The organism is Hoeflea sp. 108 (assembly GCF_000372965.1).
Taxonomy (GTDB): Bacteria; Pseudomonadota; Alphaproteobacteria; order Rhizobiales; family Rhizobiaceae; genus Aminobacter.
The window spans coordinates 4,325,231-4,349,086 of the sequence record NZ_KB890024.1; the positions used below are offsets into that span (position 1 = coordinate 4,325,231).

Consider the following 23,856-nt stretch of genomic DNA (forward strand, 5'->3'; position numbering starts at 1 on the left):
CTAGCTCAGCAGCTGCCGGCAGATGTCGATGAAGTCGGCGGCCCAGCCCATAAGCACGGCAAACAGCACCAGCCAGACGACGAACAGGCCGTGCCAATAAAGCGCGCAGAGCTCGACCGAGAGCGTCAGCCTCCCTGCAGGCACGGACCTCCAGGCCCGGAAGTCTGTGCGCCCGAGCGCCACGAGCCCGCCCAGAACGTGCAGGCCGTGAAGCGCCGTCATCATGTAGAAGAAGCTGATCGCCGGGTTGTCGATGGCGAAGTAGCCGCCCGCCGCCAGGTCGCGCCAGGCGATGAGCTGGCCGCCGAGGAACGCCAGCGAAGCCAGCGTGCCAGCGACAAGCGCCAGGCGCAGATTGCTCAGCTGTCCGCCATGTGCCGCCGCCACCGCGCATTGCAGCACGATGCTCGCCAAGGCCAGCATTGCCGTGTTGACCCACAGCACATCAGGCATCGGCGGCGCCTGCCAGTCGGCATAGACCATGCGCATGAAATAGGCGCTGACCAAAAGCATGAACATCGCGCCGATGACCGCCAGCAGCACGCCCACCCCGAGCTTGGCGGGCTCGATCGCCGGCGCCTCTGTCAGCGGATAGGCATCGGTCGATCCGGATTCCAACCACGGCTTGGCCGTCAGCCGCTGCTGCGTCAGCCACCAGATGGCGACGGCCGCGAGGCCCGCCATGAAGATCAGGATCGCGCTCATTGCCGACCGCCTTCCGGCTGCCAGGGATCGTTCTGAGGAATGAAATCCTCGCGGGCGCCGGGCACGCTGTAGTCATAGGCCCAGCGATAGACCAGCGGCAGTTGCTTGCCGAAATTGCCATGCGGCGGCGGCGTGCCATCGGTCTGCCATTCCAGCGTGGTCGCCCGCCACGGATTGCCGCCGGCATCGCGGCCATGACGGATGCTCCACAAAAGGTTGAACAGGAACACAAGTTGGGCAAAGCCGACAACGAGCGCCATGATGGTGATGAACTCGTTGAGCGTATGCACCGACGGCGGCACGAACGCCGTTTCGCCGAGCTCCGGATAACGCCGAGGCACGCCCACCAGGCCGATATAGTGCATCGGGAAGAAGATCAGGTAGGCGCCGAGGAACGTAACCCAGAAGTGGAAGCGTCCGAGCGTCTCGTTCAGCATCCGACCCGAGACCTTGGGATACCAGTGATAGATCGCGCCAAAGACAACGAGGATGGGCGCCACGCCCATGACCATGTGGAAATGGGCGACCACGAACATGGTGTCGGACAGCGGCACGTCGACCACGACATTGCCTAGGAACAGTCCGGTCAGCCCGCCATTGACGAAGGTGACGATGAAGCCGAGCGCAAACAGCATCGGGATGGTCAGGTGGATATCGCCGCGCCACAGGGTGAGAATCCAGTTGTAGACCTTGAGCGCCGTCGGCACCGCGATGACCAGCGTCGTGGTGGCGAAGAAGAAGCCGAAATAGGGGTGCATGCCCGAGACATACATGTGGTGCGCCCACACCACGAAGCTGAGTGCCCCGATGCCGACAATGGCCCACACCATCATGCGATAGCCGAAGATATTCTTGCGGGCGTGCGTGCTGATGAGGTCGGAAACGATGCCGAAGGCGGGCAGTGCGACGATGTAGACCTCGGGATGGCCGAAGAACCAGAACAGGTGCTGGAACATGATCGGGCTGCCGCCATTGTGCGGCAGCTGCTCGCCCATCTCGACGATCGCCGGCATGAAGAAGCTCGAGCCGATGATGCGGTCGAACAACATCATCACGCAGGCGACAAACAGTGCCGGGAAGGCGAGCAGCGCCATGACGGTCGCGGTGAAGATGCCCCACACGGTCAACGGCAGGCGCATCAGCGTCATGCCGCGGGTGCGGCCCTGCAGCACGGTGACCACATAATTGAGGCCGCCCATGGTGAAGCCGATGATGAATATGATCAGCGACACCAGCATCAGTATGATGCCCCAGTCCTGCCCGCCTGGCGTGCCTGAGGTTATCGACTGCGGCGGATAGAGCGTCCAGCCTGCCCCCGTCGGCCCGCCCGGCGCAAAGAAGCTCGCCACCAGCACGAGCACGGCCGCCAGATAAATCCAGTAGCTCAGCATATTGACATAGGGGAACACCATGTCGCGGGCGCCGACCATCAGCGGGATCAGGTAATTGCCGAAACCGCCGAGGAACAGCGCCGTAAGCAGGTAGATGACCATGATCATGCCGTGCATGGTCATGAACTGATAATAGGCCTCCGGCGAGATGAACGAGAAGGTGTCGGGGAAGCCGAGCTTGAGGCGCATCAGCCAGGACAGCACCAGCGCCACCAGCCCGATGGCCATGGCAGTGCCGGCATATTGGATCGCGATTACCTTGGCGTCCTGCGAGAAGACGTATTTCGTCCACCAGCTGTGCGGATGGTAAAGCTCCATCTCACCCACTTCGGCCGGCGGGATCAGGTCTGCTCCGTGAGGCGTGACATCGACCATGCGTGCACCTGTTGCTCCATGCCTCTGCTTTCGCGGTGAGGCCGCTTGCGAGCGGTCGCGCCGTATCCGTCTGCTATTCCACCTTCACCACATCCTTTGCAGGAGTAGCCAGCGCGCCCACCTTCGCAGGAGTGCTCAGCTGGGCGAAGGTCGCCTGCTTCTCCAGCCACGTCGCATAGTCCTGCTCCGTGTCGACCAGCACCGTTCCGCGCATGAAGTTGTGCCCGGTGCCGCAGAGCTCGGCGCACAGCACCTCGAACGTGCCGGTGCGGGTCGGCGTCAGCCAGAAATAGGTCACCATGCCCGGCACCAGGTCCATCTTGGCGCGGAACTCGGGCACGTAGAAATCATGCAGCACGTCGATCGAGCGCAGCAGCATCTTCACCGGCTTGCCGATCTGCAGATGCAGGTCGGCAGCCTCGACCACCACGTCGTCCTTGCTGTTGGGATCGTCGGGATTGATGCCGAGCGGATTGTCGGCGCTGACCAGCCGCACATTGGATGTGCCGAGCTTGCCGTCCTTGCCTGGCAGGCGGAAGCTCCACTGCCATTGCTGCGCCACGACCTCCACTTCGGTCGCGTCCTTGGGCACGTTGATGAACTGGCTCCATACATAGAGCCCGGGCGCCAGCATCGCCGCCACGCCGATGGCCGTCACCGCCGTCAGCCAGGATTCGAGCTTCCTGCTCTCCGGCTCGTAATGCGCGGTCGCCCCCTCCTTGTGGCGGAAGCGGTAGACGCAATAGGCCATGAACAGCACGACGGCGGAGAAAACGAAGCCGGTGATCCAGAACGTGATCACAAGGGTGGTGTCGATATAGCTCCAGTTGGAAGCTATCGGCGTCCACCACCAGGGACTCAGCACATGGAACAGCACCGAGCCGACGACAACAAGAACCAGTACCAGCGCAATGGCCATCCACGGTCCTCCCGGCACCTCCGGGGACTCAGTCCCGCAGGAAGGCCGGCGGCATCATAGCTTGAAAAGTCGACGAAATACTAGGGGAACCGAAACGGTGACGTTGCGTCACTTTAGCGGCCGCCGGCGGCCCGGAAACAACTCTTGCGCTAAGCCCGCGATGTTCTTCGCGCGTGGCCTAAAAATGCAAAGGGCGGCGCACCGCCCCCGGTGCACCGCCCTTTTACGGAGCGCAGGCTTAGACTGCCTGGGCCGGATAGCCGGCAGTGTCGAGCGCCTGGGCAACCTTGGCGGCATCCGCCGAGGTCTCGATCGACACGGTCTGCGACTTCAGGTCGATGTCGATGCGCGCGGCCGAGTCGACGCTCTGGACCGCCTTGGTGACCATGCCCGCGCAATGGCCGCAGGTCATGTCGGGAACATTCATCTTCAGCATTTCAGAAATCCTTGTTTCGGTCCGTCCTGGCACCGTCCCTGCAATCTGGCGTTTCCAGCAACTGGAAGGTCAAATGGTTTTTCGATCACGGATCCGTTACCGGTGGGAATTCAGGTCCGAAGAATGGAGAACACCCCGCCTCCATCATGAAAACGCAGTATTTTCAGATGGTTGACCGAAAAGAGAAAAATCGGCAAAAATCCTGTTGACCTTCCCAACGCTGGAACCCTTAGACCTCAGGGCCGAAAGTGATGAAATGAAGGTCCAGCACCCATGAACGCTCCCTTGAACCTGGCGACCACACGGCAAAGCTTCCCGATCGAGGGCATGACCTGCGCTTCCTGCGTGCGCCGCGTCGAAAAGGCCATCGCGGCAGTGCCCGGCGTCACCACCGCTGCGGTCAACCTCGCCACCGAAAGCGCCGATGTGAGCTTCGGCAGCGAGATCAATTCCGACGGCGTCATCGCCGCCATCCGCAATGCCGGTTATGAGGTTGCGGTCGAGACGGTCGAAGTCGAGATCGAAGGCATGACCTGCGCCTCCTGCGTACGGCGTGTCGAAAAGGCCATTGCCGCCGTGCCAGGCGTGAGGTCGGCTTCGGTCAACCTCGCCACCGAACGCGCCACCATCGAGACCCTGGCCGGCGTCGCACCCCGCGCCGCCATCGACGCCGCTATCCGCAAGGCCGGCTACGAACCGCGCCGTGCCGACACCTCGACGGCTGCGTCGGGCACCGACAGCCGCGAGGACGCCCGCAACCGCGAGATGTCACACCTGAAGCGCGACCTCGGCATTGCCGCCGTGCTGACCCTGCCGATCTTCGTGCTGGAGATGGGCTCGCACGCCATCCCGGCGCTGCACCACTGGCTGATGATGAACATCGCCCAGCCAAAGCTCTATATCGCCTTCTTCGTGCTGGCGACGATCGTCCAGTTCGGCCCCGGCCTGCGCTTCTACAAGAAGGGCGTGCCGGCGCTGCTGCGCCTTGCGCCAGACATGAACTCGCTGGTCGTGCTCGGTTCGACCGCCGCCTGGGCCTATTCGGTCGTCGCCACCTTTGCGCCCGGCGTCCTGCCGGCAGGCACCGCCAATGTCTATTACGAGGCGTCGGCCGTCATCGTCACGCTGATCTTGCTCGGCCGCTTCCTCGAAGCCAAGGCCAAGGGCCGCACCAGCGAAGCGATCAAGCGGCTGATGGGTCTCCAGGCCAAGTCGGCCCGTGTCGAACGCAACGGTGAATTCGTCGACGTTCCGCTCGATGAAGTCGTCTCGGGCGACGTCGTCCAGGTGCGCCCCGGCGACAAGGTTCCGGTCGACGGCATCGTGCTGACTGGCTCGTCCTTCGTCGACGAATCCATGATCTCGGGCGAACCCATCCCCGTCAGCAAGGGCGAAGGCGCTGAGGTCGTCGGCGGCACGATCAACAAGACCGGCAGCTTCACCTACCGCGCCACCAAAGTCGGTTCAGACACGCTGCTGGCCCAGATTATCCGCATGGTTGAAACAGCCCAGGGTTCGAAGCTGCCGATCCAGGCAATGGTCGACAAGGTCACGGCCTGGTTCGTGCCCGCCGTCATGGCCGCAGCCGCACTCACCTTCCTCGTCTGGCTGGTCTTCGGTCCAGAGCCGGCGGTCAGCTTCGCGCTGGTCAACGCGGTTGCCGTGCTCATCATCGCCTGCCCGTGCGCCATGGGCCTCGCCACGCCGACCTCGATCATGGTCGGCACCGGCCGCGCCGCCGAACTGGGCGTGCTGTTCCGCAACGGCGAGGCGCTGCAGTCGCTGAAGTCGACCGAGGTCGTCGCACTCGACAAGACCGGAACCCTGACCGCAGGCAAGCCTGTAATGACCGACCTCGAAGTCGCCAAGGGTTTTGACCGCGTCAACGTGCTGGCCCTGGTGGCATCGGTCGAGGCCCAGTCGGAGCACCCGGTCGCAGCCGCAATCGTGGCGGCAGCCAAGGACGACGGTCTCGCCCTTGCCGAGGTTGGCTCCTTCGAAGCGGTGCCCGGCTTCGGTGTCAGCGCCAAGGTCGGCAAGCAGAACGTCGCTGTCGGCGCCGACCGCTACATGGCCAAGCTCGGCATTTCGGTGCAGGACTTCGCCGAAACTGCGATCCGCATGGGCTACAAGGCCAAGACCCCGCTCTATGCGGCAATCGACGGCAAGCTCGCGGCGGTCATTGCGGTTTCCGATCCGATCAAGCCGACGACGCCGCAGGCCATCCGCGCTCTGCACGAGATGGGCCTGAAGGTGGCGATGATCACGGGCGACAACCGTCGCACGGCCGAAGCTATCGCTGCCCAGCTCGGCATCGACGAGGTTGTCGCCGAGGTACTGCCCGACGGCAAGGTCGATGCCATCAAGCGCCTGCGTGCCGGTGGCCGCGCGGTCACCTTCGTCGGCGACGGCATCAACGACGCGCCGGCGCTGGCCGAGGCCGAAGTCGGCATCGCCATCGGCACGGGAACTGACGTCGCCATCGAAAGCGCAGACGTGGTGCTGATGTCAGGTGACCTGCTCGGTGTGACCAACGCGATCGCGCTGTCAAAGGCGACGATTGCCAACATCAGGCAGAACCTGTTCTGGGCCTTCGCCTACAACGCAGCCCTTATACCGGTCGCGGCTGGCGTGCTCTATCCGGTCAGCGGCACGCTTCTGTCGCCGATGCTGGCGGCGGGCGCGATGGCGATGTCGAGCGTCTTCGTGCTTGGCAATGCGATGCGGCTGAAGCGCTTCAAGGCCCCTGCCCGCGCGACGGCCGCATCGGGCGCCCCGGCGCTGGTTCCTGCCGAGTAACCCTCCTTGCGGCCTGCCTGACCGGCAGGCCGCTCATCCCCCTCCGTCTCACGCGAGGCCGTCATGCCGAACGCTCCCTGGATCGAGATCTTCACCACGCCCACCTGCCCCGACTGCCTGGCGCTGAAGCGCTGGCTGAACGCTGAGCAACTGCCCTTCGTCGAGCGCGACCTGCGCGACCCGGCAATCGCCGACGAAGCCAAGCGCCGCACCGGCGTCCGCGTCGCCCCCATAACCATAATCGATGGCAAGCACGTCTTCTTCGGCACCTTCCCTGTCCAGCGCGCCGAGATCGAGGCGCTTCTTGACCTGACAAGGGCAGCCTGACATGACCTATTTGACTCTGCCCCAGCCCGGCCGCCGCTTTGCGGTCGGCGATAGCAAGACCATCCTGCAGGCGGCGCTCGACGCCGGCATCGCCTATCCGCACAGCTGCCGCTCCGGCCGCTGCGGCGCCTGCAAATCACGCCTCGTCTCCGGCCATGTGGAATTGGGCAAGCACTCGCCCTTTGCGCTCAGCGAACAGGAACGCGCCGACGGCTTCATCCTTGCCTGCCGCTCGGTGCCCAGCGACGACGTTGTCGTCGAGTGGCTGGACGAAGCCTTTGATGCCGAGCCGGCAGAGGCGCAGGAAGCCGAGGTCGTCGCCATCGACCGCATGACGCATGACATCGTGGCGATCCGCCTCGCCCTCGCCGACCGCGAGAGCTTCCGCTTCGCCGCCGGCCAATACCTGTCGTTGTCGGTCCCGGGTGCGCCAGCCCGCAGCTATTCGATGGCCAGCCGGCCGGACGAAGAGCTTGTCGAGCTTCACATCAGGGCAGTGCCCGGCGGCCGCACCAGCGGCCTGATCCACGCTTTGCTGAAACAGGGCGACACCGTCGGGTTCGAAGGTCCTGGCGGCTCCGCCTATCTGCGCGAAGCGCATGTCGGACCGATCGTCGCCCTTGCCGGCGGCAGCGGCCTCGCGCCGATCAAGTCGATCGTCGAGACAGCGCTGCTTTCAGGCATGGCCCAGCCGATCCATGTCTATTTCGGCGCCCGCACCGAACACGACCTCTATCTCGTCGAGCACTTCCGTGCACTGGAACAGCGGTTCGCCAATTTGACCTTCATCCCGGCGCTGTCGCAGACCGCTTCGGATCGCTGGCGCGGCGGCTTCGTGTCCGATGCGCTCGCTGAGGATCACAGCGACCTCGCCGGCGCCAAGGCCTATGTCGCCGGCCCGCCGGCAATGGTCGACGCTGCCATGGCCGTTCTCGGCGTACGCGGAGTTCTGGCCACCGATGTTCACGCCGACGTCTTCTTCACGCCTGAAGGAAGCGACAACAACGCCGCTTGACCAGATCAGGTCCAATACCCATTGATAGGACATGCATTCGATGCGGCAGATCTCAGCCACGACGCTTCCCCGCCACGCCGACAGGTGTGGGCAGGCCGGCGCGCATGTTGCCGTGATGGAAGATGGCAGGACAAGGGCGTTGCGGGTGCTGCGCCTGATGCTGCCACTGCTGCTTCTTTTCTTCCTGGTCCTCGGGCAGGCGGCTTCCGCCCATCAACCCGGCAGCCAACACCAGCCGCAGGTTGCCCAAACGATCTCGCATCACGCCAAGGCCGACGTGGCCTGCTGCGGCGACCTCTCTCAGGACGAAGACGGCAGGGCCTGCTTGGCGCAATGTCTTGCCTCGTGCAGCTACTGCGCTCCGCTGCCTCTGCCCGCAGCCTTCCCCGATCTGACTACCATCTCGCCTGCTCCCGCCAGGACAGAGCCGCTTTACGGATCGATCGCTTCGCCGCATCTGAGACCGCCGTCGCTTTCCTGAACTGACGCGCTTCGACGCGCACGCCCCGGCTCGTTCCGCGCCGGGAGACCATCAGTTTTGGAGACAATGAAATGAACACCCTTTCACGCCGCGGCTTCCTCGCGGCTTCCGCAGCCACGCTTTCGGCTGCCGCAGTCCCGTCCCTTCTCCTGCCGGCGCGTCCGGCCCGCGCCGAAGGTCACAAGATCATCACGGCAGGCAGGCGCGTCATCGAGGTCAAGGGCAAGGCCGCCAACGTCTTCGGCCTGCATCAGGCCGATGGCACCTCGGGCCTGGTCATGAATGCCGGCGAGAACTTCCGCGTCAGGCTGAAGAACCTCATCGGCGAGCCGACCGTCATCCACTGGCACGGCCTGACCCCGCCATGGCAGCAGGACGGCGTCGCCGGCATCTCGCAGGAGCCGATCCGCGATGGCGGCAGTCACGACTACGACTTCCCCGTCGCCCGTCCCGGCACCTTCTGGATGCATTCGCATTTCGGTCTGCAGGAGCAACTGATGCTGGCAGCCCCGCTGATCGTGCGCGATCCGGCCGAGGCCGGCCAGGACGTGCAGGAAGTGGTGGTGCTGTTCCACGACTTCACCTTCCGCGACCCGCAGGAGATCCTTGCCGAACTCAAGGCCGGCGGTCACGACATGAGCGCCATGGCTCCTGCTCCTGCTCCAGCTCCGGCGCCCGCAGCCGGCGGCGGCCATGAAGGCCACAACATGTCCGGCATGTCGGGCATGGCGATGCCCAGCGGCCAGACCAGCCACGACACCATGGACCATGGCGCGATGGGCGGCATGCAGATGGGTGGCCAAATGCCGGCAATGTCCCACCTGCAGGACGTTCAGTACGACGCGCTGCTGGCCAACGACCGCACCCTCGACGACCCCGAAGTGTTTGCCGTCGAGCCGGGTGGCCGCATCCGCCTGCGCCTCATCAATGGCGCCGCCTCCACCAACATGTGGCTCGACCTCGGCAAGCTCGAGGGCAAGCTGATCGCGGTCGACGGCATGCCGGTGGAACCGATCGATGGCACGCGCTTCGAGTTCGCCGTGGCCCAGCGCCTCGATATCCTGCTCGAACTGCCGAAGGAGGCTTCGGCCTGGCCGGTCTTTGCCGTGCAGGAAGGCGGCCGCATGCGGACAGGTGTCGTTCTTGCCGCGAAGGGCGCATCGGTCGTCAAGCTCGCCGACATGGCCGACGAGGACTTCCCCGCCGTCGGCGTCGACCTCGAACAGCGGCTGCGTACCGCCAAGCCCCTGGAGAAGAAGGCCGCGAGCCGCGAGCACACCATGATGCTGGGCGAAGGACCGAATTATGTCTGGACGCTCGATGGCGCCATGCATGGCCAGGACAAGCCGCTGGCGGTGACGAGCGGCGACCGCTTCGAGCTCACTTTCATGAACCACACCACCATGTCGCACCCGATGCACCTGCACGGCCACCACTTCCAGGTCGTCGCGGTCAACGGCAAACGTTTTGCAGGTGCGGTGCGCGACACGATTCTGGTGCCAGCCAATATGGGCATGGTGACCATCGCCTTCGACGCCGACAATGCCGGCAAGTGGGCGCTGCATTGCCACCACCTCTACCACATGGCCGGCGGCATGATGACCTCAATGGCCTACGAGAGCTGATCCGACAGATGCAGGCCGGTGCTTTCGGCGCCGGCCTGCATCACGATTTCGCCAGCCCCTTGAACTTCCAGTTACTGGAAGCCTTATATGACAACAACTCGCTCTCGAGCGCCGTGCATCGGGATTGACGCACAAGGCCGCTCCAGAATGCGCAAGGAGTGACAGATGAACATTGGTACCGCTTCGGAAAAGTCGGGCCTGCCGGCCAAGACCATCCGCTATTACGAAGACATCGGCCTTTTGCGCCCCGACCGCGCCGACAACGGCTATCGCGACTATTCGATGTCCGACGTGCACCGCCTGCGTTTCCTGCAGCGCTCGCGCAGCCTTGGCTTCTCCGTCGAGGAATGCCGCCAGCTTCTGTCGCTCTACGGCGACAAAGAGCGCGAGAGCGCTGACGTCAAGGCGCTCGCCGAGACCAAGCTTACCGAGATCGACCGCAAGCTTGCCGAACTGACCGAGCTGCGCAACACGCTGCGCCACCTCGTGCACAATTGCCACGGCGACAACCGGCCCGACTGCCCGATCATCGACGGCCTGTCCGGCCGCCTGCAGACCCAGTAGCCGGCGCGCACGTTCCCATGACAATCCTCGCCGCCTATGGCGGCCTCTTCGTCGCGGCCTTTGCCGCCGCGACGCTCCTGCCCGCCCAGTCCGAGGCCCTGCTTGCCGGGCTCATCATCAATGGCAGCTATTCGCTTGCCCTGCTCATCGCAGTTGCCACCGTCGGCAACGTGCTCGGCTCATGGGTCAACTGGCTGCTCGGCCGCCAGGTCGAACGCTTCAAAAACCGGCGCTGGTTCCCGGCCAGCCCCGCCGCCCTCGCCCGTGCGGAAAACTGGTATCGCCGCTACGGCCGCTGGTCGTTGCTGCTTTCCTGGGTGCCGATCATCGGCGACCCGCTGACACTGATTGCCGGCACGCTGAAGGAGCCGCTGTGGAGCTTTCTGGGGCTGGTCGGGGTGGCCAAGCTGGTGCGTTACCTCGCAGTGGCGGCGGCAGCGCAGAGTTTCATCTAGTCGTTTAGCCGACTGATCGGACACCGAACCGGCAGTGGCTGCTTCTCGACCGAGAGAGAAACGCCACGCACTCGTTGACCACTAGGTTGTGCGTCCTTCGACAAGGCAGTCCCCTCCCCGTGAGCAGGGGAGCGCCACTGTCGTTGCCAACCTCCTCCCGGTCTTACGAGGAGAAACGCCGTCAGGGGTTGAAGGTAAGCTCAAACGTCCCGATCACGCCCTGATCAGCACCGGCCCGCGCGCGGCGAACCCGATGCCCACATCCTGCCCAGGCAGGAACGGCGCATCGACATCAGACGACACCGCAAAGACCTCGCCGAACTCGGTGCCGACCATGAACTCCAGGTCGGAGCCGACATAGGTCACCTTATCCAACCGCCCCGGTATTGTGCGCGGGCTGCCGGCCGGCTTGATCTCGATGCGGCTCGGCCGCACGGCGAGTTTTGCCGCGCCCGGCGCCATGCCGCGTGCGTCGAGCTTCGTCTCCAGCTCGCCGAGCCGCACGCTTGCCAGCCCGCCCTCGACCGAGGCGATCTCGCAGTCGAAAATGTTCGCCTCGCCGATGAAGTCGGCAACGAACGCATCCGCCGGCGCGTCATACAGTTCACGCGGCGTGCCGTCCTGGGCGATGATGGCATTGTTCATGACAATGATGCGGTCGGAGACAGCCAGCGCCTCCTCCTGGTCATGGGTGACATAGACCACCGTCAGCCCGAGCTTGGTCTGGATGTCGCGGATTTCCTCACGCACGCGGCGCCTGAGCTTGGCATCGAGATTGGATAGCGGCTCGTCGAATAGTAGCACCTGCGGTTCCAGCACGAGCGCGCGAGCAACAGCGACGCGCTGCTGCTGGCCGCCGGACAATTCGCTCGGCAAGCGGTGGCCGTAGCCGCCGAGGCCGACCAGCTCCAGCCCGGCGCGCGCCCGGTCGCCGATCTCCTTCTTGGCGAAGCCTGAGAACTTCAGGCCGTATTCGACGTTTTCGTTGACCGTCATGTGCGGGAACAGCGCATAGGACTGGAACACCATCGACACGTCACGGTCCGTCGCCGGCAGATGCGTGACATCGGCCCCGCCGATCAGGATTTTTCCACGCGTCGCCATCTCCAGGCCGGCAATCATGCGCAGCGTCGTCGTCTTGCCGCAGCCTGAGGGTCCCAGCAACGTTACCAGCTTGCCAGCCTCGACAAACAGCGACACGTCGTTGACCGCTGGCACTGGGCTCTTGCCGTAGACTTTGGTGACCTCGCGAAACTCCACCGAAGCGGCGTTGCTCTTGATCTCGGCCATCAGCCGCCTCCTGAAAATGCCGGTTGGCTCACATTGGTGCGTGACTGCGACAGCTCGTGGCCGCGGCGGCCGATGTTGCGGCGGCCGACGAGCAGTTGCATCAGCCCGACCACCGCCAGCATGACGCCGATCAGCACCGCCGAATAGGCGATCGCGATGCCGTATTCGTTGTTTTCGACGCGACCGACGATGTAGCTCGTCGACATGTCGTAGCGGGCGCTGACCAGGAAGATGATGGCGCTGATCGCCGTCATGGCGCGCACGAATGAATAGACGAGTGCTGCGACGATCGCCGGCCTGAGCAGCGGCAGCACCACCTTGCGGAAGGTCTGCCAGGAATTGGCGCCCAGCGTCAGCGACGACTCGTCGAGGCTCTTGTCGATCTGTGACATCGACGCCACCCCCGCCCGGACGCCCACAGGCATGTTGCGGAAGATGAAGGCCAGCACCAGGATGATGCCGGTCCCCGTCAGCTCGATCGGCGGCACGTTGAAGGCAATCACATAGCTCACGCCGATGACAGTGCCGGGGATGGCAAAGGACAGCATTGTGCCGAATTCGAAGGCGTTTTTGCCGGCAAAATTCTGCCGCACCAAAAGATAGGCGGTGAGCAGGCCTATGGCGGCGGTCAGCGGCGACGAGATCAGCGCGATCTTGAGTGTGGTCCAGAACGAGCTCCAAGCCGAGCCCTTCCAGTGGATACCGAACTCGTTCCACCCCACCGCGAAGGCCTTCACATAATGTGTCAGGGTCAGGCTGTGGTCGACGCCCCAGAGCTTGACGAAGCTGCCGTAGAAGATGGTCGCATAGACGAAGATGGTGAAGGCAACCCAGAAGCCGGCGACGCCATAGACGGCGCGCTTGAGGCCGATGGGCAGCTGAGGGTGCACGCCGGCGTCGCCCTTGCCGGACATCGTCGTGTAGGATTTCTTGCCGAGCCAGAAACGCTGGGCATAGAAGGCAAGCAGCGTGAAGGCGAGCAGCACGATGGCCAGCACCGCCGCTTGCGCCTCGTCATTCTGGGCGCCGACGATAGCGAAGAAGATCTCTGTCGACAGCACGTCGAAATTGCCGCCCAGCACCAGCGGGTTGCCGAAGTCGGCCATGCTCTCGATGAAGCCGAGCAGGAAGGCATTGGCGAGGCCTGGCCGCATCAGCGGCAGCGACACCGTCCAGAAGGTCTGCCAGCGATTGGCGCGCAGCGTCTGCGCCGCTTCCTCCATGGACGGGCTGACGCCCTCGACCACGCCGATCAAGACCAGGAAGGCGATCGGCGTGAAGGCGAGCAGCTGTGCGATCAGCAGACCCGGCAGGCCATAAATCCAGCGCGTCGGCTGAATGCCGAACAGCTCGGAGAATGTCTGCGTCACTGCGCCCGACAGGCCGAAGAGCAGGATAATGGCGAGACCGATGACGAAGGGCGGCGTGATGATTGGCAGCACCGTCAGCGCTCTGAGCAGCTTGCCATGGCGGAAGCCGGTGCGCGTGACCATCAGCGCGAAGACCAGGCCAAGCGCCGTCGTCAGCACGCCGACGAGGACCGCCAGGAACAGCGAGTTCCAGGCGACGCCGCAGCGGCTGCCGCCGGCAAGGCAGTCGAGGCTCCAGAGCCTGGGGCTGAACAGCTTGCCGAGGAAGGTGCTGACCGAATAGCTGCCGTCCTCGGTGACCAACGCATTGGCCAGCATCTGCAGGATCGGCATGAAGATGAACAGGCCGACCGCTGCCACCACGAAGGCGATGGTCGAGACCACGAAGACGTCGCCGCCGACCGCGCCGCGCGCGGCAAGGCCAACTGAAAACAGGAACAGGAAGGCGAGGCCGACCAGAAGCGCGCCGTAGCCCATGCCGAATTGACGGTCGCCGAGTTCGCCGAACAGGCCTTGCAGCCAGCCGAACTGCCAGCCGCGCAGGCCGATGGCAAAACCCTGGAACATCAGCCAGGCAAAGCCCGCCGCCCCTATCGTCACCAGCAGCTTGCCGAACAGCGGATCGGATTTCTTCCGCCCCCATAGCAAGAGCGGCGCGGCCAAAAGCAGGCCGAGCGGCGCCAGCCAAAGCTTCTCACTCTTGAGGTTGAGAACGAGCGCAGGCGCAAACTCGCTGTCCAGGGGATAGCCCTTCAACAGCCAGGACAAGCCGAAGAACCCGTCCTCGACGCCAAACCAGGGGAGCACGGCAAAGCCGAGCCACCCGACCGCCATCCACAGGATGACTGTCGGGTGCAGGCCGCCGCTCAGATCGCGGGAGCGCATGGATTATTGCGGCAGTGAGGAGACCTCCTGATCCCATTTGCCAAGCAGCCGCTTGCGCTCCTCGCTCGAGCCGTACTTCTTGAAGTCGTAGTCGATCAGCTTGATCGTCGACAGGTCGGGCGTCAGTTCCGACACGGCCGCCGCCTTGTTCGACGGCAGCTGGAACGACTTCACGTCCTTGGCCTTGCCCTGCATTTCGGCTGACAGTGCCCAGTCGTAGAACTTCTTTGCTGCCTCGGCGTTGCGTGCGCCCTTGATGATCGACATCGAGCCGATCTCGTAGCCGGTGCCTTCGCAGGGCGCGACAGTCACGATCGGAAAGCCCGCAGCCGTCTGCGCCACGGCATCATGCATGAACACGATGCCGATGGTGGTTTCGCCGAGGCCGGCTGCCTTGATCGGCGCCGAGCCCGACTTGGTGTACTGGTTGATGTTCTTGTGCAGGGCCTTCATGTAGTCGAAGCCCTTGTCCTCGCCCATCAGCTGCACCATGGTCGCCAGCGTCGTATAGGCGGTACCAGACGAATTCGGGTTAGCGATCTGGATCTGACCCTTGTATTCGGCCTTGGTCAGGTCGGCCCAGCATTTCGGCTCGGGCAGGTTGTTCTTGGCGAGCAGGTCCTTGTTGTAGCCGAACCCAAGCGCGCCAGAGTAGACGCCGATGGTCTTGTTGCCGGCGGCCTCGGCCTGCTTGATCGCCCAGTCGTGCAGCTCGCCGCGCATCGGCGATATATACTCCTCGGTCAGGTTTTCCTGGGCTGCCTGCAGATGCGGATCGCCGGTGCCGCCCCACCACACGTCGCCCTTCGGGTTGCTCGCCTCGGCGCGCACCTGGGCGTAGGTTTCGCCCGAGCTCTTGCGGGTCATGTCGACGGTGATGCCGGTCTTTTCCTCGAAGCCGGTCTTGATCTGCTGGCACCAGGCCTCGTCGGCGCTGCAATAGAGCGTCAGGCTCTCGGCGCGGGCAACACCAGTGGCCAGCATCAGGGCGGCGAACGCCGCCGAATACATGTAGGCAGTCTTCATTTTGCAGTTCCCTCCATCTTTTTCGCCGTCTAACGATCTTATGTCGTTTTGGCCTGTTGCAGAGTGAGTGCTTTTTACGCATTTTGCAATCGTGTTCATCGCACTATCTTTGCGTCACGAACATGATCTGGCCGAAGTGCTAGGTAAGAGGAAAGACGGTCGCAAAAGGCCGCAGGAAAGGAACATCAGGCGCAGATGCCCAAGGACAAGAAGACCATACGCAAGGCGAACAAGGGCGAACGCATCGCCCAGGTCGCTGCCATTCCGTTCCGCGTGAACGAGGATGGCGCGCTTGAGGTCATGCTTGTCACCTCGCGCGGCACCCGCCGCTTCATCGTGCCCAAGGGCTGGCCGATGAAGGGCAAGAGCGCGCGCCAGGCAGCGCTTATCGAAGCCCGCGAAGAGGCCGGCGTGAACGGCAAGGCGTTGAAAAAGCCGGCCGGCAGCTATTGCTACTGGAAGCGCCTGTCGACCAGCTTCGTCCATGTCGTGGTCACCGCCTACCTCATCCAGGTCTCCGAAGAGCTCGATGCCTGGCAGGAGGCCGGTGCTCGCCAGCGTGCCTGGCTTGCGCCAGCGGATGCGGCCGTGCTCATCGACGAGCCGGAGCTTTCGACCCTGATCCGTGGTCTCACAGTGGCGGACCTCGTCCAGCCTGAGGCGGAACCAGCCTAGGCGTCCGCTCGACATCAGGACGCATTGCTGAAGGCTGCAAGATTGCAGTTGCAGGATTGCAGGTCGCTGAAACCGATTGTATCAGGGTAGCCGTTGCACATTTGTGCAAAGGCCAAGATGCGGTTTGACGACCGACCAAACTGGAGCTGTCGATGTCCGAACTGAAGCCGGGCAGGTCATTCGTAAGCGCACAGCAGGTCGCCGAACTGGCCGGCGTTTCGCGCTCGGCCGTGTCCCGCACCTTCACCGACGGCGCCAGCGTTTCCGAGACCACCCGCAAGAAGGTGCTCGAGGCAGCAGAGACGCTCGGCTACCACGTCAATCACCTCGCCCGCAGCCTGATCCACGAGGACAGCGGCATCGTCTGCCTCATCGGCGCCGACATCAACACGCCCTACCATTCACGCCTGATCGACGCGATCACCCGCCGCCTGCAGGCCATCAACCGCGTCGCCATGGTCATCAACACCTCTGGCGACACCGACAGCGTCGAAGCGGCCTTGCGCCAGACGCTCAACTACCGCGCCAACGCAACCGTGGTGCTGTCGGGTACGCCGCCGACATCGCTCATCAACACCTGCCTCAACAGCGGCCAGCACGTCATCCTGATCAACCGCGACGATCATCTCGACGGCCCCGAAAACATCAGCGTCGACAATGCTGCGGCCGCACGCGAAGCATTCCACATGCTCCACCGTGCCGGCAGCCGGCGCATCGCCGTGGTGTCCTCGCAGGCCGGCACGCCGAGCCTTGTCGCACGCGAGCGCGCCTTCGAAACGGCCGCCGCCGAGGCAGGGCTCGAAGTGACCATCACGCGTGCTGGCCCCACCGGCTACGGCGCGGGCTTCGAGGCCGGGCGCCTGCTGCTCAGCGGCTCGCACCGGCCTGACGCTGCCTTCTGCGTCACCGACCTGCTCGCCTGCGGCTTCATGGATGCGGCGCGCGTCGAATTCGGCATGAACGTGCCCGAGGAGCTTTGTGTCGTCGGCTTCGACGACATCGAGCAGGCCGGCTGGGCGTCATACCAGCTGACCACCTTCCGCCAGCCGATCGCACAGGTGGCCGACCACATCACCAAGCTGCTCGACAGCGACGAACCCGAACCGGTGCGCGGCGGCCGCGTCTGCTTTCACGCCGATCCGGTCTGGCGCCGGACCGTCCGGCCCAGGTGACTTCTCGAGATCACGTCGCCGGTCGCCAGATCGACGGAAAAGTCGCCTGACGGCGCACTCGCCAGCCAGTCCGTCAGCATCCGCATGAACGACGCCAGCCTGTCCTGCAGGCAGCCTTCCGGCCACGAGCCCGCAGCGAAAAGAGCCGCGAGATGGCGATAGGCGACGATACGCGCCGGCTCGATGAAATCGAGCGCGACCTCGCGACCCTTGCGCAGCCTGTACCAGTCGACGACCATTTCGAAAAAGGGCAGCACGCGCCAGTCCTGCGCGTCCGGTTTCGCCACAGCCGCGAGAAACGGCATGGCGTCACTCGCCGTCAGCGGCGCCCTGGCTCCCGCAAGCCGCTCGAGGTCGCCAAGGTCGAGCTGCGGCACAAGTATTGCCAGATCCCGGGGCCATTCCTTGGGCAGGTAGCGATGCCGGACCATCTCGGCGAGATGCCGGCTGAGGAAGTCTGCATGGCCGATAGCCTCGGTCACCGCCGCCGACGCTCCCTCCCGCGCCGCCTCGACGCGATAGAGGGCAAAAGCGGTGTCATATGCAGGCACTTCGGCGACGACCACCGTCTCGACATCGAGCCTGTCGTCTCCGATCTCAACGATCTTGTAGGCAGGCGGAAAGCCGACCATCGACGGCACGGCGATGTTGACCAGCCAGTCATCACCGTCGCGGAAGATGGCGGTGTCGTTGATGTGCAAATGGCCGCTGAAATGCACCTTGATGCCGGTGGCAGCCGCAACCTTCGACACGTCCGCGCGCGGCGTTCGTCGCAGGAAGCTCGTGTCGTTGAGCAGCTTCGCCTCGTCGGCTGAGGTGCCGTTGAGGGGATCGATGATAGGATAGTGCGAAAACGCGATCAGCCGCTTGCCCTGCGCTTTCGCCCTCGCCGCAACGTGCTTCATCCAGTCCAGCACAAAACCCTTGTTGCGCGGCATCGAGTTCCAGCCGGCATCGGTGCTGTCGTGGTAGCTCTTCTCCGCCGCCGGATCGAGGTCGCCATTCTTCGGCTCGAAGACATTGGCATCGATGGACAACAACCACAGCCCCTCGACCGGCTCGACGAGAAACGAAGCGTCGGCCATACGCCTGACGGTCTTCCCGTCGGAGGAAACGATGTCGAAAATCCGCGCCTCAAGCCTGTCATCGATTCCAAATGGGCATTCCCAATGCAGGTCGCCGTCGCGCCGGAAGAAGCCAAGCGCGCTCAGTGCAGGGATCGCCTGTTCATAGCCGCCGCAATACATCTCGGCGCTGACGATCTTGTCGACCGAGTTGTCCTGCCCGATATCGGCGTCGCTTGTCACCAGCATGTGCGAACCATTCGGGTTGAGGAAGCGCTTGCTCTGGTGACGACCGTGGATGGCATAGAGGTCGTGATTGCCCGGGGTCGCGACGAAGCGCAGGCCGAAGCGACGGGAATAGTCCGCCAGCAGCGCGGTCGCCGCTGCCATTGTCGACTGCTGGCCGTCGTCGGTCAGGTCGCCGGCAATCGCCACCAACGAAATGCCGCGTCTGACGATGTCGTCGAGCAGCGCGCGTGTGGCATGGAAGCTCTCGTTGAACACGCGCGTCGAGGCATTGGTGTCGGCAAGGGTTCGGACCGCCACCCGGTCGCCTCGTCCAACGCCCTGACGGTTGTCGACGTCGTGGAAATGCGGGTCGGCGATGACGGCAATCTTCATGTCATTCTCGCTGCGCGGCCAGTCGGCCGTCAGTTGTTGGCGGCAAGCGCCGACACCGGCGCCGGCGGCAATCCCTTGTCGATCATGGCGATCCACTGCGCTGCCTTGCGCGCCGCCTCGACCAGCATCGGCTTCGGCGCCTCGTGCCACTCGTCGCGACGCAGCTCACGCTGGGTGCGCACGTGGTCGAGTGCTGCGTCGAGCGTCGGAAACTTGTCCGGCATCTCGACATGGAGGAACAGCGCCACCAGCGACACCGAACGGCTGCGGCCGCCTCGGCAGTTGACCAGCACATTGCCCTTCTCGCGCCGCTTGTATGTGGCCTTGTCAGGCAGCACCTGGCTCAGCGCGCCGCGCAGCAGGTAGAAACCCGACAGCATCATGGTCTCGGGATTGCCGTGCCCGTCGATCAGTCCAAGCTTGTAGTAACGCACCGCGCCGACGCCGTAGATGGCATCAGCTCCCTCACCCTCGCCGAACGGCTCGGTCGCATAGTTGAAGTCGAGATTGACCGCGCAATTCACCACTGTGGTGATGTTCTTGTCCTTGAGCAGCGCAAGATCGCCGGCGCCGTCCATGCCGCCGACATAGATGTCGATGCCGTAGCCGGCGATGTCGCGCTCGATCAAGCTGAGCGCCGGCCGCTCGTAGCGTGGGCTGCCTGTATCCATGTCCCTGTCCCCGTTCTTCAGTCAGCGCGTTTCGAGCGCTATGCCGGTCGCCGCACTCATGCCAAGCGCCACGCCGGGCGCCGCCGCCAGCACCGCTCCACCCTTTGTCAGGCCGCCGACGGCGAGAAACGGTGCGACGACGCCGCCCGCTTCCTTGACCAGCAGCAACCCAGCCAGGCAATCCCACGGATGCATGTGCAGTTCCGCATAGGCGTCCGAGCGGCCGTCGGCGACATAGGCAAGGCCCAGCGCGCCGGATGCGCCACGACGCACATTGGCGCCCTGCTCGAGGATGTTGGAGAGCACCTCCATATAGCGCGCATTCGACTTGCGGTTCGACCAGCCGAATTCGACGCAGGCAGCATCGAAATCACCGGTTCCGGCAACGGCAATCGGCTTGCCGTTGCGCGTCGCCCCATGGCCACGCCGGGCGAAATAGAGTTCATCGAGAACAGGATTGTAGATCGCGCCGATCTCCATTTCGCCGTTGCTGACGAAAGCGATGGCGATGCAGAAGTGCGGGATGTCGCGGGCAAAATTGGCAGTGCCATCGATCGGGTCGACCACCCACGTATCCGGCTTGATCGCCCCGCCCGTCTCCTCGCCGAGGAACCCGTCCCCGGGAAACGCCTCGGCGATGCGTGCCTTGAGGTGCCGCTCCACTGCCGCATCGGTTTCCGTCAGGAAGTCCTGCGGTCCCTTCATGCCGAAGCCCGGCGTCCTGTTCCTGTAGCCGTCGAGCGCCACGGCCCCTGCGGACCTGGCGATCTCGCGGCAGAAGGCGGCACGCCGGTCCATCTCGGCTTCGGCTTCCGGCTGCGGGGCGACTGCGTGAACGGTCATGTCAATGCTCATTGGTAATTTCCGAGGTCAGATTGCACAGGTGTGCAAATTCGTCAACGCCATAAGATCGATAATGTTTTATCAGTGCAGCAGGAACCATAGCGCAGCAATGTGACAGCTGTTGCACAGCCGTTCCACGCATGGTCATGCGGCACCTCCCGCAGCCGAAAGCTTCGGCCTTCTTGCGCTCGCCGCCTCGCGACCTTCGGAGATTCCGCGGGCGATGCGCATCAATGTCGGATAGTCGGCGCCTTCCCCCAGCGCGACATAGCCGGGGCACATGAAGTCGGGCACGTCGGCGTCGACCTTGCCCAGCGTCAACGGGTGATAGCTGCCGCCAGCCTGCTTGAGGATGAGAACCGCCGCGGCGACATCCCAGGGATTGGAGCCGAAGCCAGCGGAGGCGTCGACCCAGCCCGCCGCGACATGGCAAAGGCTGAGCGCCCCGCTGCCCGGTCGCCGCAGCGTCGAGAATGTCTCGACCAGCTCACCGAAATTGGCGAGCGTCTGTTCATGCCCGTCGAGCCTGAAGTCGCGCGCCACCGGGTAGCCGGTAATCAACGTCGCATGCCGCTCGTCCGATATGGCGCGCGAGCGCAAGGGCACCCCGTTCAACCAGGCTCCGGTCAGGTCGGCCGAAAACAGGCTTCCCGTGACCGGGTCATAAACGGCGCCGGCGACGACCTCGCCATCGATCGCCACACCCACCGACACGCACCAGAAGGCAAAACCGCGGGCGAAGTTGGAAGTTCCGTCGATCGGATCGACATACCATTTCACCCGCCCCTCGCCGCTCACCCCACCCTCCTCGCCGACCACGACCGAGTCCGGCACTTCGCGCAGGATGAAGGCGCGGATCGCCATTTCCGCATCCTTGTCGTGTTTGGTCACGACGTCATGCAGGTCGACCTTGTAATCAACGGCCATGTTGGAGCGGAATGCAGCCAGCAGAGGCTCGCACATCAGCTTCGCCGCACGTTCGGCCACGTCGCGCAGGCGCTTTGCTTTCTCGAGGCTCGTCATGCGGCGATCCCTCGCGTCGCCTCGGTGAACAGACCGAGCAGCCCGACCGGGTCGGCCACTATGGCATCGGGCTTGAGCTTAAGATCGTAGGGCAGATCGTAAGTGCCCTTGGCCTCCATCAGGATGTTGCCGCCGACCCCGGCACGAACACCGCACAGCACGTCGCGGTCGAAATTGTCGCCGACATACCAGGCCTCGCCCGCTTCGACGCCGAGCGCCCGCGCCGCCAGCCAGATCATCTCCGGGTTCGGCTTGCGCACCCTTACCTCGTCGCTGTGGATCGCCACAGCAAATCGGCCCGTCAGCCCATGGGCGTCGAGGAAATCGATGTGCACCTGACCGCACAACGCGTTGCTGACGATGCCCACCGGAACGCCAGCGCCATCCGCCGCATCGAGCAGTTCGAGCATGCCGGTGCGCAACACGCGTTCGCTTTTCCAGTTGCCCATCTTGCGGCAGAGATCGTAGGCCTCGGCCACGACAACCTCCCGCGCCTGCTTCGGCCAGTCGCCGGCAACGAAGTCGCCCCAGAATTCCTCATGCCTGAGTTCGCGCGGCGAAAACGGCCGCGACATAGCATCCTTCCAGTGCGAGTCGGCGATGCCGCCCGCCTTGATATCGGCGGTGATCTGCTCGACCGAAAGCACCGGCGCTTTCACGCCGGCCTGGTCGAGCAGGCCGCGCACATGCGCAGCCAGCAGCTCTCGCCAATCAGGCATATGCGTCGTCGACACGATCACGCCGCCGAAATCGAGCAGCAGCGCCTTGGGTGCGGCGAGCTTTCGGCCCGAACTTGTCGACATCGTCAGTTCTCCATTTCATTCCAGCGGAAAAAGCGGGCCAGCGGAAAAAGCGAGACCAGTGGAAAAAAGCGGGACGGAGCCGAAGGAGAAGGGCTCCGTCCCTAGCCCACCGGGAAACTATTTCTTGTAGGAGACGCGCCAGAGGTCCTGCCAATCCTGGCGTGCGTCCCAATCTTCCAACGCCGTCGAGGCGTCGTATTGCTGCAGCTTGTCGAGCACCTTGCCGATACCAGAGGGCTCGTCGGCAGGCAGACCGATGTCGGGGTTGGTCGGCAGCTTGCCATCCTTCACCTGCGGCGCGATGCCTTCCGATGTCAGGATGTAGTGGATGAACAGCTTGGCCGCGTTCGGGCTCTTGGTGCCTGTCGCGATCAAGCCGAGCTTGACATAGGTCCAGCCCGGCCAAGGATCGAGCCCTTCGCAAAGGCCGAGCTTGAAGCCCTTGTCGGCATTGTCGCGGAACTTGGCCGAGCTCATCAGCCCAAAGAACGGCTCCTTCTGGCCGGGCGCGCCGACGGCCTCCGATATCGCATCGTCGGCATCCGCCAAAAGGGGGGAATTGCCAGCAAAACCCTTGACCCAGGCGGCCGTTGCGCTGTCTTCGCCGACCTCGATGTCCTTGCCGAAATGCGCCTTGTAGGCAGCCTTCATCTTGTCATCGTCATGCGTCTCGGTCTGGTTGAACCAGTCGGGATAGGTGCCCTTCGACAGCGGATCGTAGAAGGCGACCTTGCCCTTCCACTTGGGATCAGTCAGCTCCCAGATGTTCTTCACCGGGCAGGCATCGTAGGCCTCGGTGTTGTAAGCCCAGACGGCGGCATTGGTGGTAATCGCCAGCGGGTTCTGGAACTTTGCCGGGATCTTGTCGGCCATGTCCGGCGGCAGGTAACTCTCGACGAATTTCTGCGGCAAAAGCTGCGCCAGTCCCGCCGGCGCATCGGTAATCAGCACCACATCGCCCTTGACGTTCTTGGCCTGCCCCTCGCGCACGATCATCTCAAGCTGAGCGCTCGCCGACACCTTGATGCCGGTTGCCTTCACCCCGTATTTGGCGGTGAAATTCTCGGCCATTTCGACGATCTTGCCGGTGCTGTCGTAGATATTGATCGGCGCTTCCTTCTTCGCCGCCTCGACCAGCGCGTTGATGTCGAAGGCTTCCGCCCTTGCCGGTGCGGATGCCATCACGACCACTGCCGTCATCCCGGCCAGCGCCGTCGTCGCCAGTGCAAGCTTCCTGCTCGTTCCAAGTGCCGGTTTCATCGTTTCCTCCCCAAAAATCCGGCTGAAACGCGCCCGGCGTCAGTGCCGGGCGCGGCAATCG

General features: G+C 64.0%; 22 protein-coding genes. 9 read left to right on the forward strand and 13 right to left on the reverse strand.

The features are described 5' to 3' along the window. The 4 genes from B015_RS0121425 to B015_RS0121440 all read right to left on the reverse strand — a co-directional run bounded on the left by B015_RS0121425 (position 1) and on the right by B015_RS0121440 (position 3,826). Entirely contained in the window at positions 1–705 is a 705-nt protein-coding gene (locus tag B015_RS0121425; protein WP_018429788.1) for a cytochrome c oxidase subunit 3, read from the reverse strand. Beyond that, positions 702–2,471, reverse strand: a complete 1,770-nt coding sequence (gene ctaD, locus B015_RS0121430; protein WP_018429789.1) for a cytochrome c oxidase subunit I — start codon at positions 2,469–2,471, stop codon at positions 702–704. Before ctaD ends, B015_RS0121425 begins: the two co-directional genes overlap by 4 nt. A gap of 73 nt (positions 2,472–2,544) precedes the next feature. Continuing rightward, positions 2,545–3,390, reverse strand: a complete 846-nt coding sequence (locus tag B015_RS0121435; protein WP_018429790.1) for a cytochrome c oxidase subunit II — start codon at positions 3,388–3,390, stop codon at positions 2,545–2,547. Between the two features lie 238 nt (positions 3,391–3,628). Next, entirely contained in the window at positions 3,629–3,826 is a 198-nt protein-coding gene (locus B015_RS0121440) for a heavy-metal-associated domain-containing protein (RefSeq protein ID WP_018429791.1), read from the reverse strand. Between the two features lie 273 nt (positions 3,827–4,099). Here B015_RS0121440 and B015_RS31370 point away from each other — a divergent pair, with 273 nt between their 5' ends. From B015_RS31370 to B015_RS0121480, 7 genes are all read left to right on the forward strand, one after another. After that, positions 4,100–6,625, forward strand: a complete 2,526-nt coding sequence (locus B015_RS31370; RefSeq protein WP_018429792.1) for a heavy metal translocating P-type ATPase — start codon at positions 4,100–4,102, stop codon at positions 6,623–6,625. A gap of 63 nt (positions 6,626–6,688) precedes the next feature. Continuing rightward, positions 6,689–6,952, forward strand: coding sequence for a glutaredoxin (locus tag B015_RS0121450; protein WP_018429793.1), 264 nt, complete (start codon positions 6,689–6,691; stop codon positions 6,950–6,952). Between the two features lies 1 nt (position 6,953). Beyond that, positions 6,954–7,967: a 2Fe-2S iron-sulfur cluster-binding protein gene (locus B015_RS0121455; RefSeq protein ID WP_018429794.1), complete on the forward strand. Its 1,014-nt coding sequence runs from the start codon at positions 6,954–6,956 to the stop codon at positions 7,965–7,967. 40 nt (positions 7,968–8,007) lie between these two features. Continuing rightward, complete coding sequence (locus B015_RS0121460) at positions 8,008–8,448, forward strand: hypothetical protein (RefSeq protein WP_157632803.1); 441 nt, start codon at positions 8,008–8,010, stop codon at positions 8,446–8,448. 71 nt (positions 8,449–8,519) lie between these two features. Then, a complete protein-coding gene (locus B015_RS0121465) occupies positions 8,520–10,073 on the forward strand; it encodes a multicopper oxidase domain-containing protein (protein WP_018429796.1) in 1,554 nt (517 codons plus the stop codon). A gap of 165 nt (positions 10,074–10,238) precedes the next feature. Beyond that, a complete protein-coding gene (gene cueR / locus B015_RS0121475) occupies positions 10,239–10,637 on the forward strand; it encodes a Cu(I)-responsive transcriptional regulator (protein ID WP_018429797.1) in 399 nt (132 codons plus the stop codon). A gap of 17 nt (positions 10,638–10,654) precedes the next feature. Continuing rightward, on the forward strand, positions 10,655–11,092 hold the full coding sequence (locus B015_RS0121480) for a YqaA family protein (RefSeq protein ID WP_018429798.1): 438 nt from the start codon (positions 10,655–10,657) through the stop codon (positions 11,090–11,092). 213 nt (positions 11,093–11,305) lie between these two features. Here the strand turns inward: B015_RS0121480 and B015_RS0121485 are convergent, their stop codons facing one another. From B015_RS0121485 to B015_RS0121495, 3 genes are read right to left on the reverse strand one after another with little or no spacing between them, the layout of a single operon-like run. Continuing rightward, on the reverse strand, positions 11,306–12,382 hold the full coding sequence (locus tag B015_RS0121485) for an ABC transporter ATP-binding protein (protein WP_018429799.1): 1,077 nt from the start codon (positions 12,380–12,382) through the stop codon (positions 11,306–11,308). Beyond that, positions 12,382–14,637 (reverse strand): iron ABC transporter permease, encoded by a 2,256-nt coding sequence (locus tag B015_RS0121490; protein ID WP_018429800.1) that lies wholly within the window; start codon positions 14,635–14,637, stop codon positions 12,382–12,384. Before B015_RS0121490 ends, B015_RS0121485 begins: the two co-directional genes overlap by 1 nt. 3 nt (positions 14,638–14,640) lie before the next feature. Continuing rightward, complete coding sequence (locus B015_RS0121495; protein WP_018429801.1) at positions 14,641–15,663, reverse strand: ABC transporter substrate-binding protein; 1,023 nt, start codon at positions 15,661–15,663, stop codon at positions 14,641–14,643. 195 nt (positions 15,664–15,858) lie between these two features. On the opposite strand from B015_RS0121495, the gene B015_RS0121500 reads away from it, so the two are divergent. Together B015_RS0121500 and B015_RS0121505 are read left to right on the forward strand one after the other, a co-directional pair. After that, entirely contained in the window at positions 15,859–16,338 is a 480-nt protein-coding gene (locus B015_RS0121500) for an NUDIX hydrolase (RefSeq protein WP_018429802.1), read from the forward strand. A gap of 152 nt (positions 16,339–16,490) precedes the next feature. Further along, positions 16,491–17,510, forward strand: a complete 1,020-nt coding sequence (locus B015_RS0121505; protein ID WP_018429803.1) for a substrate-binding domain-containing protein — start codon at positions 16,491–16,493, stop codon at positions 17,508–17,510. Here B015_RS0121505 and B015_RS31375 read toward each other — a convergent pair. The 6 genes from B015_RS31375 to B015_RS0121535 form a co-directional block, all read right to left on the reverse strand. Next, positions 17,468–19,195, reverse strand: a complete 1,728-nt coding sequence (locus B015_RS31375) for a metallophosphoesterase (RefSeq protein WP_018429804.1) — start codon at positions 19,193–19,195, stop codon at positions 17,468–17,470. The two genes, B015_RS0121505 and B015_RS31375, sit on opposite strands and share 43 nt — an antisense overlap. 29 nt (positions 19,196–19,224) lie before the next feature. Further along, entirely contained in the window at positions 19,225–19,866 is a 642-nt protein-coding gene (locus B015_RS0121515; RefSeq protein ID WP_018429805.1) for a dual specificity protein phosphatase, read from the reverse strand. Positions 19,867–19,887: 21 nt separating this feature from the next. Further along, positions 19,888–20,664 (reverse strand): inositol monophosphatase family protein, encoded by a 777-nt coding sequence (locus B015_RS0121520; RefSeq protein WP_026227568.1) that lies wholly within the window; start codon positions 20,662–20,664, stop codon positions 19,888–19,890. Positions 20,665–20,853: 189 nt separating this feature from the next. Then, positions 20,854–21,732 carry an inositol monophosphatase gene (locus B015_RS0121525; RefSeq protein WP_018429807.1) on the reverse strand — a complete coding sequence of 293 codons (879 nt, stop codon included), beginning with the start codon at positions 21,730–21,732 and terminating at the stop codon, positions 20,854–20,856. Then, positions 21,729–22,535 carry an HAD-IA family hydrolase gene (locus tag B015_RS0121530; RefSeq protein ID WP_018429808.1) on the reverse strand — a complete coding sequence of 269 codons (807 nt, stop codon included), beginning with the start codon at positions 22,533–22,535 and terminating at the stop codon, positions 21,729–21,731. Before B015_RS0121530 ends, B015_RS0121525 begins: the two co-directional genes overlap by 4 nt. A gap of 117 nt (positions 22,536–22,652) precedes the next feature. After that, complete coding sequence (locus B015_RS0121535; RefSeq protein WP_018429809.1) at positions 22,653–23,795, reverse strand: ABC transporter substrate-binding protein; 1,143 nt, start codon at positions 23,793–23,795, stop codon at positions 22,653–22,655. Positions 23,796–23,856 lie beyond the last annotated feature (61 nt).

Bases quoted from the DNA above. Each gene is read 5' to 3' on its own strand.
- B015_RS0121425 (WP_018429788.1), bottom strand. From the start codon at position 705: ATGAGCGCGATCCTGATCTTCATGGCGGGCCTCGCGGCCGTCGCCATC.
- ctaD (WP_018429789.1), bottom strand. From the start codon at position 2,471: ATGGTCGATGTCACGCCTCACGGAGCAGACCTGATCCCGCCGGCCGAA.
- B015_RS0121435 (WP_018429790.1), bottom strand. From the start codon at position 3,390: ATGGCCATTGCGCTGGTACTGGTTCTTGTTGTCGTCGGCTCGGTGCTG.
- B015_RS0121440 (WP_018429791.1), bottom strand. From the start codon at position 3,826: ATGCTGAAGATGAATGTTCCCGACATGACCTGCGGCCATTGCGCGGGC.
- B015_RS31370 (WP_018429792.1), top strand. From the start codon at position 4,100: ATGAACGCTCCCTTGAACCTGGCGACCACACGGCAAAGCTTCCCGATC.
- B015_RS0121450 (WP_018429793.1), top strand. From the start codon at position 6,689: ATGCCGAACGCTCCCTGGATCGAGATCTTCACCACGCCCACCTGCCCC.
- B015_RS0121455 (WP_018429794.1), top strand. From the start codon at position 6,954: ATGACCTATTTGACTCTGCCCCAGCCCGGCCGCCGCTTTGCGGTCGGC.
- B015_RS0121460 (WP_157632803.1), top strand. From the start codon at position 8,008: ATGCGGCAGATCTCAGCCACGACGCTTCCCCGCCACGCCGACAGGTGT.
- B015_RS0121465 (WP_018429796.1), top strand. From the start codon at position 8,520: ATGAACACCCTTTCACGCCGCGGCTTCCTCGCGGCTTCCGCAGCCACG.
- cueR (WP_018429797.1), top strand. From the start codon at position 10,239: ATGAACATTGGTACCGCTTCGGAAAAGTCGGGCCTGCCGGCCAAGACC.
- B015_RS0121480 (WP_018429798.1), top strand. From the start codon at position 10,655: ATGACAATCCTCGCCGCCTATGGCGGCCTCTTCGTCGCGGCCTTTGCC.
- B015_RS0121485 (WP_018429799.1), bottom strand. From the start codon at position 12,382: ATGGCCGAGATCAAGAGCAACGCCGCTTCGGTGGAGTTTCGCGAGGTC.
- B015_RS0121490 (WP_018429800.1), bottom strand. From the start codon at position 14,637: ATGCGCTCCCGCGATCTGAGCGGCGGCCTGCACCCGACAGTCATCCTG.
- B015_RS0121495 (WP_018429801.1), bottom strand. From the start codon at position 15,663: ATGAAGACTGCCTACATGTATTCGGCGGCGTTCGCCGCCCTGATGCTG.
- B015_RS0121500 (WP_018429802.1), top strand. From the start codon at position 15,859: ATGCCCAAGGACAAGAAGACCATACGCAAGGCGAACAAGGGCGAACGC.
- B015_RS0121505 (WP_018429803.1), top strand. From the start codon at position 16,491: ATGTCCGAACTGAAGCCGGGCAGGTCATTCGTAAGCGCACAGCAGGTC.
- B015_RS31375 (WP_018429804.1), bottom strand. From the start codon at position 19,195: ATGAAGATTGCCGTCATCGCCGACCCGCATTTCCACGACGTCGACAAC.
- B015_RS0121515 (WP_018429805.1), bottom strand. From the start codon at position 19,866: ATGGATACAGGCAGCCCACGCTACGAGCGGCCGGCGCTCAGCTTGATC.
- B015_RS0121520 (WP_026227568.1), bottom strand. From the start codon at position 20,664: ATGGACCGGCGTGCCGCCTTCTGCCGCGAGATCGCCAGGTCCGCAGGG.
- B015_RS0121525 (WP_018429807.1), bottom strand. From the start codon at position 21,732: ATGACGAGCCTCGAGAAAGCAAAGCGCCTGCGCGACGTGGCCGAACGT.
- B015_RS0121530 (WP_018429808.1), bottom strand. From the start codon at position 22,535: ATGTCGACAAGTTCGGGCCGAAAGCTCGCCGCACCCAAGGCGCTGCTG.
- B015_RS0121535 (WP_018429809.1), bottom strand. From the start codon at position 23,795: ATGAAACCGGCACTTGGAACGAGCAGGAAGCTTGCACTGGCGACGACG.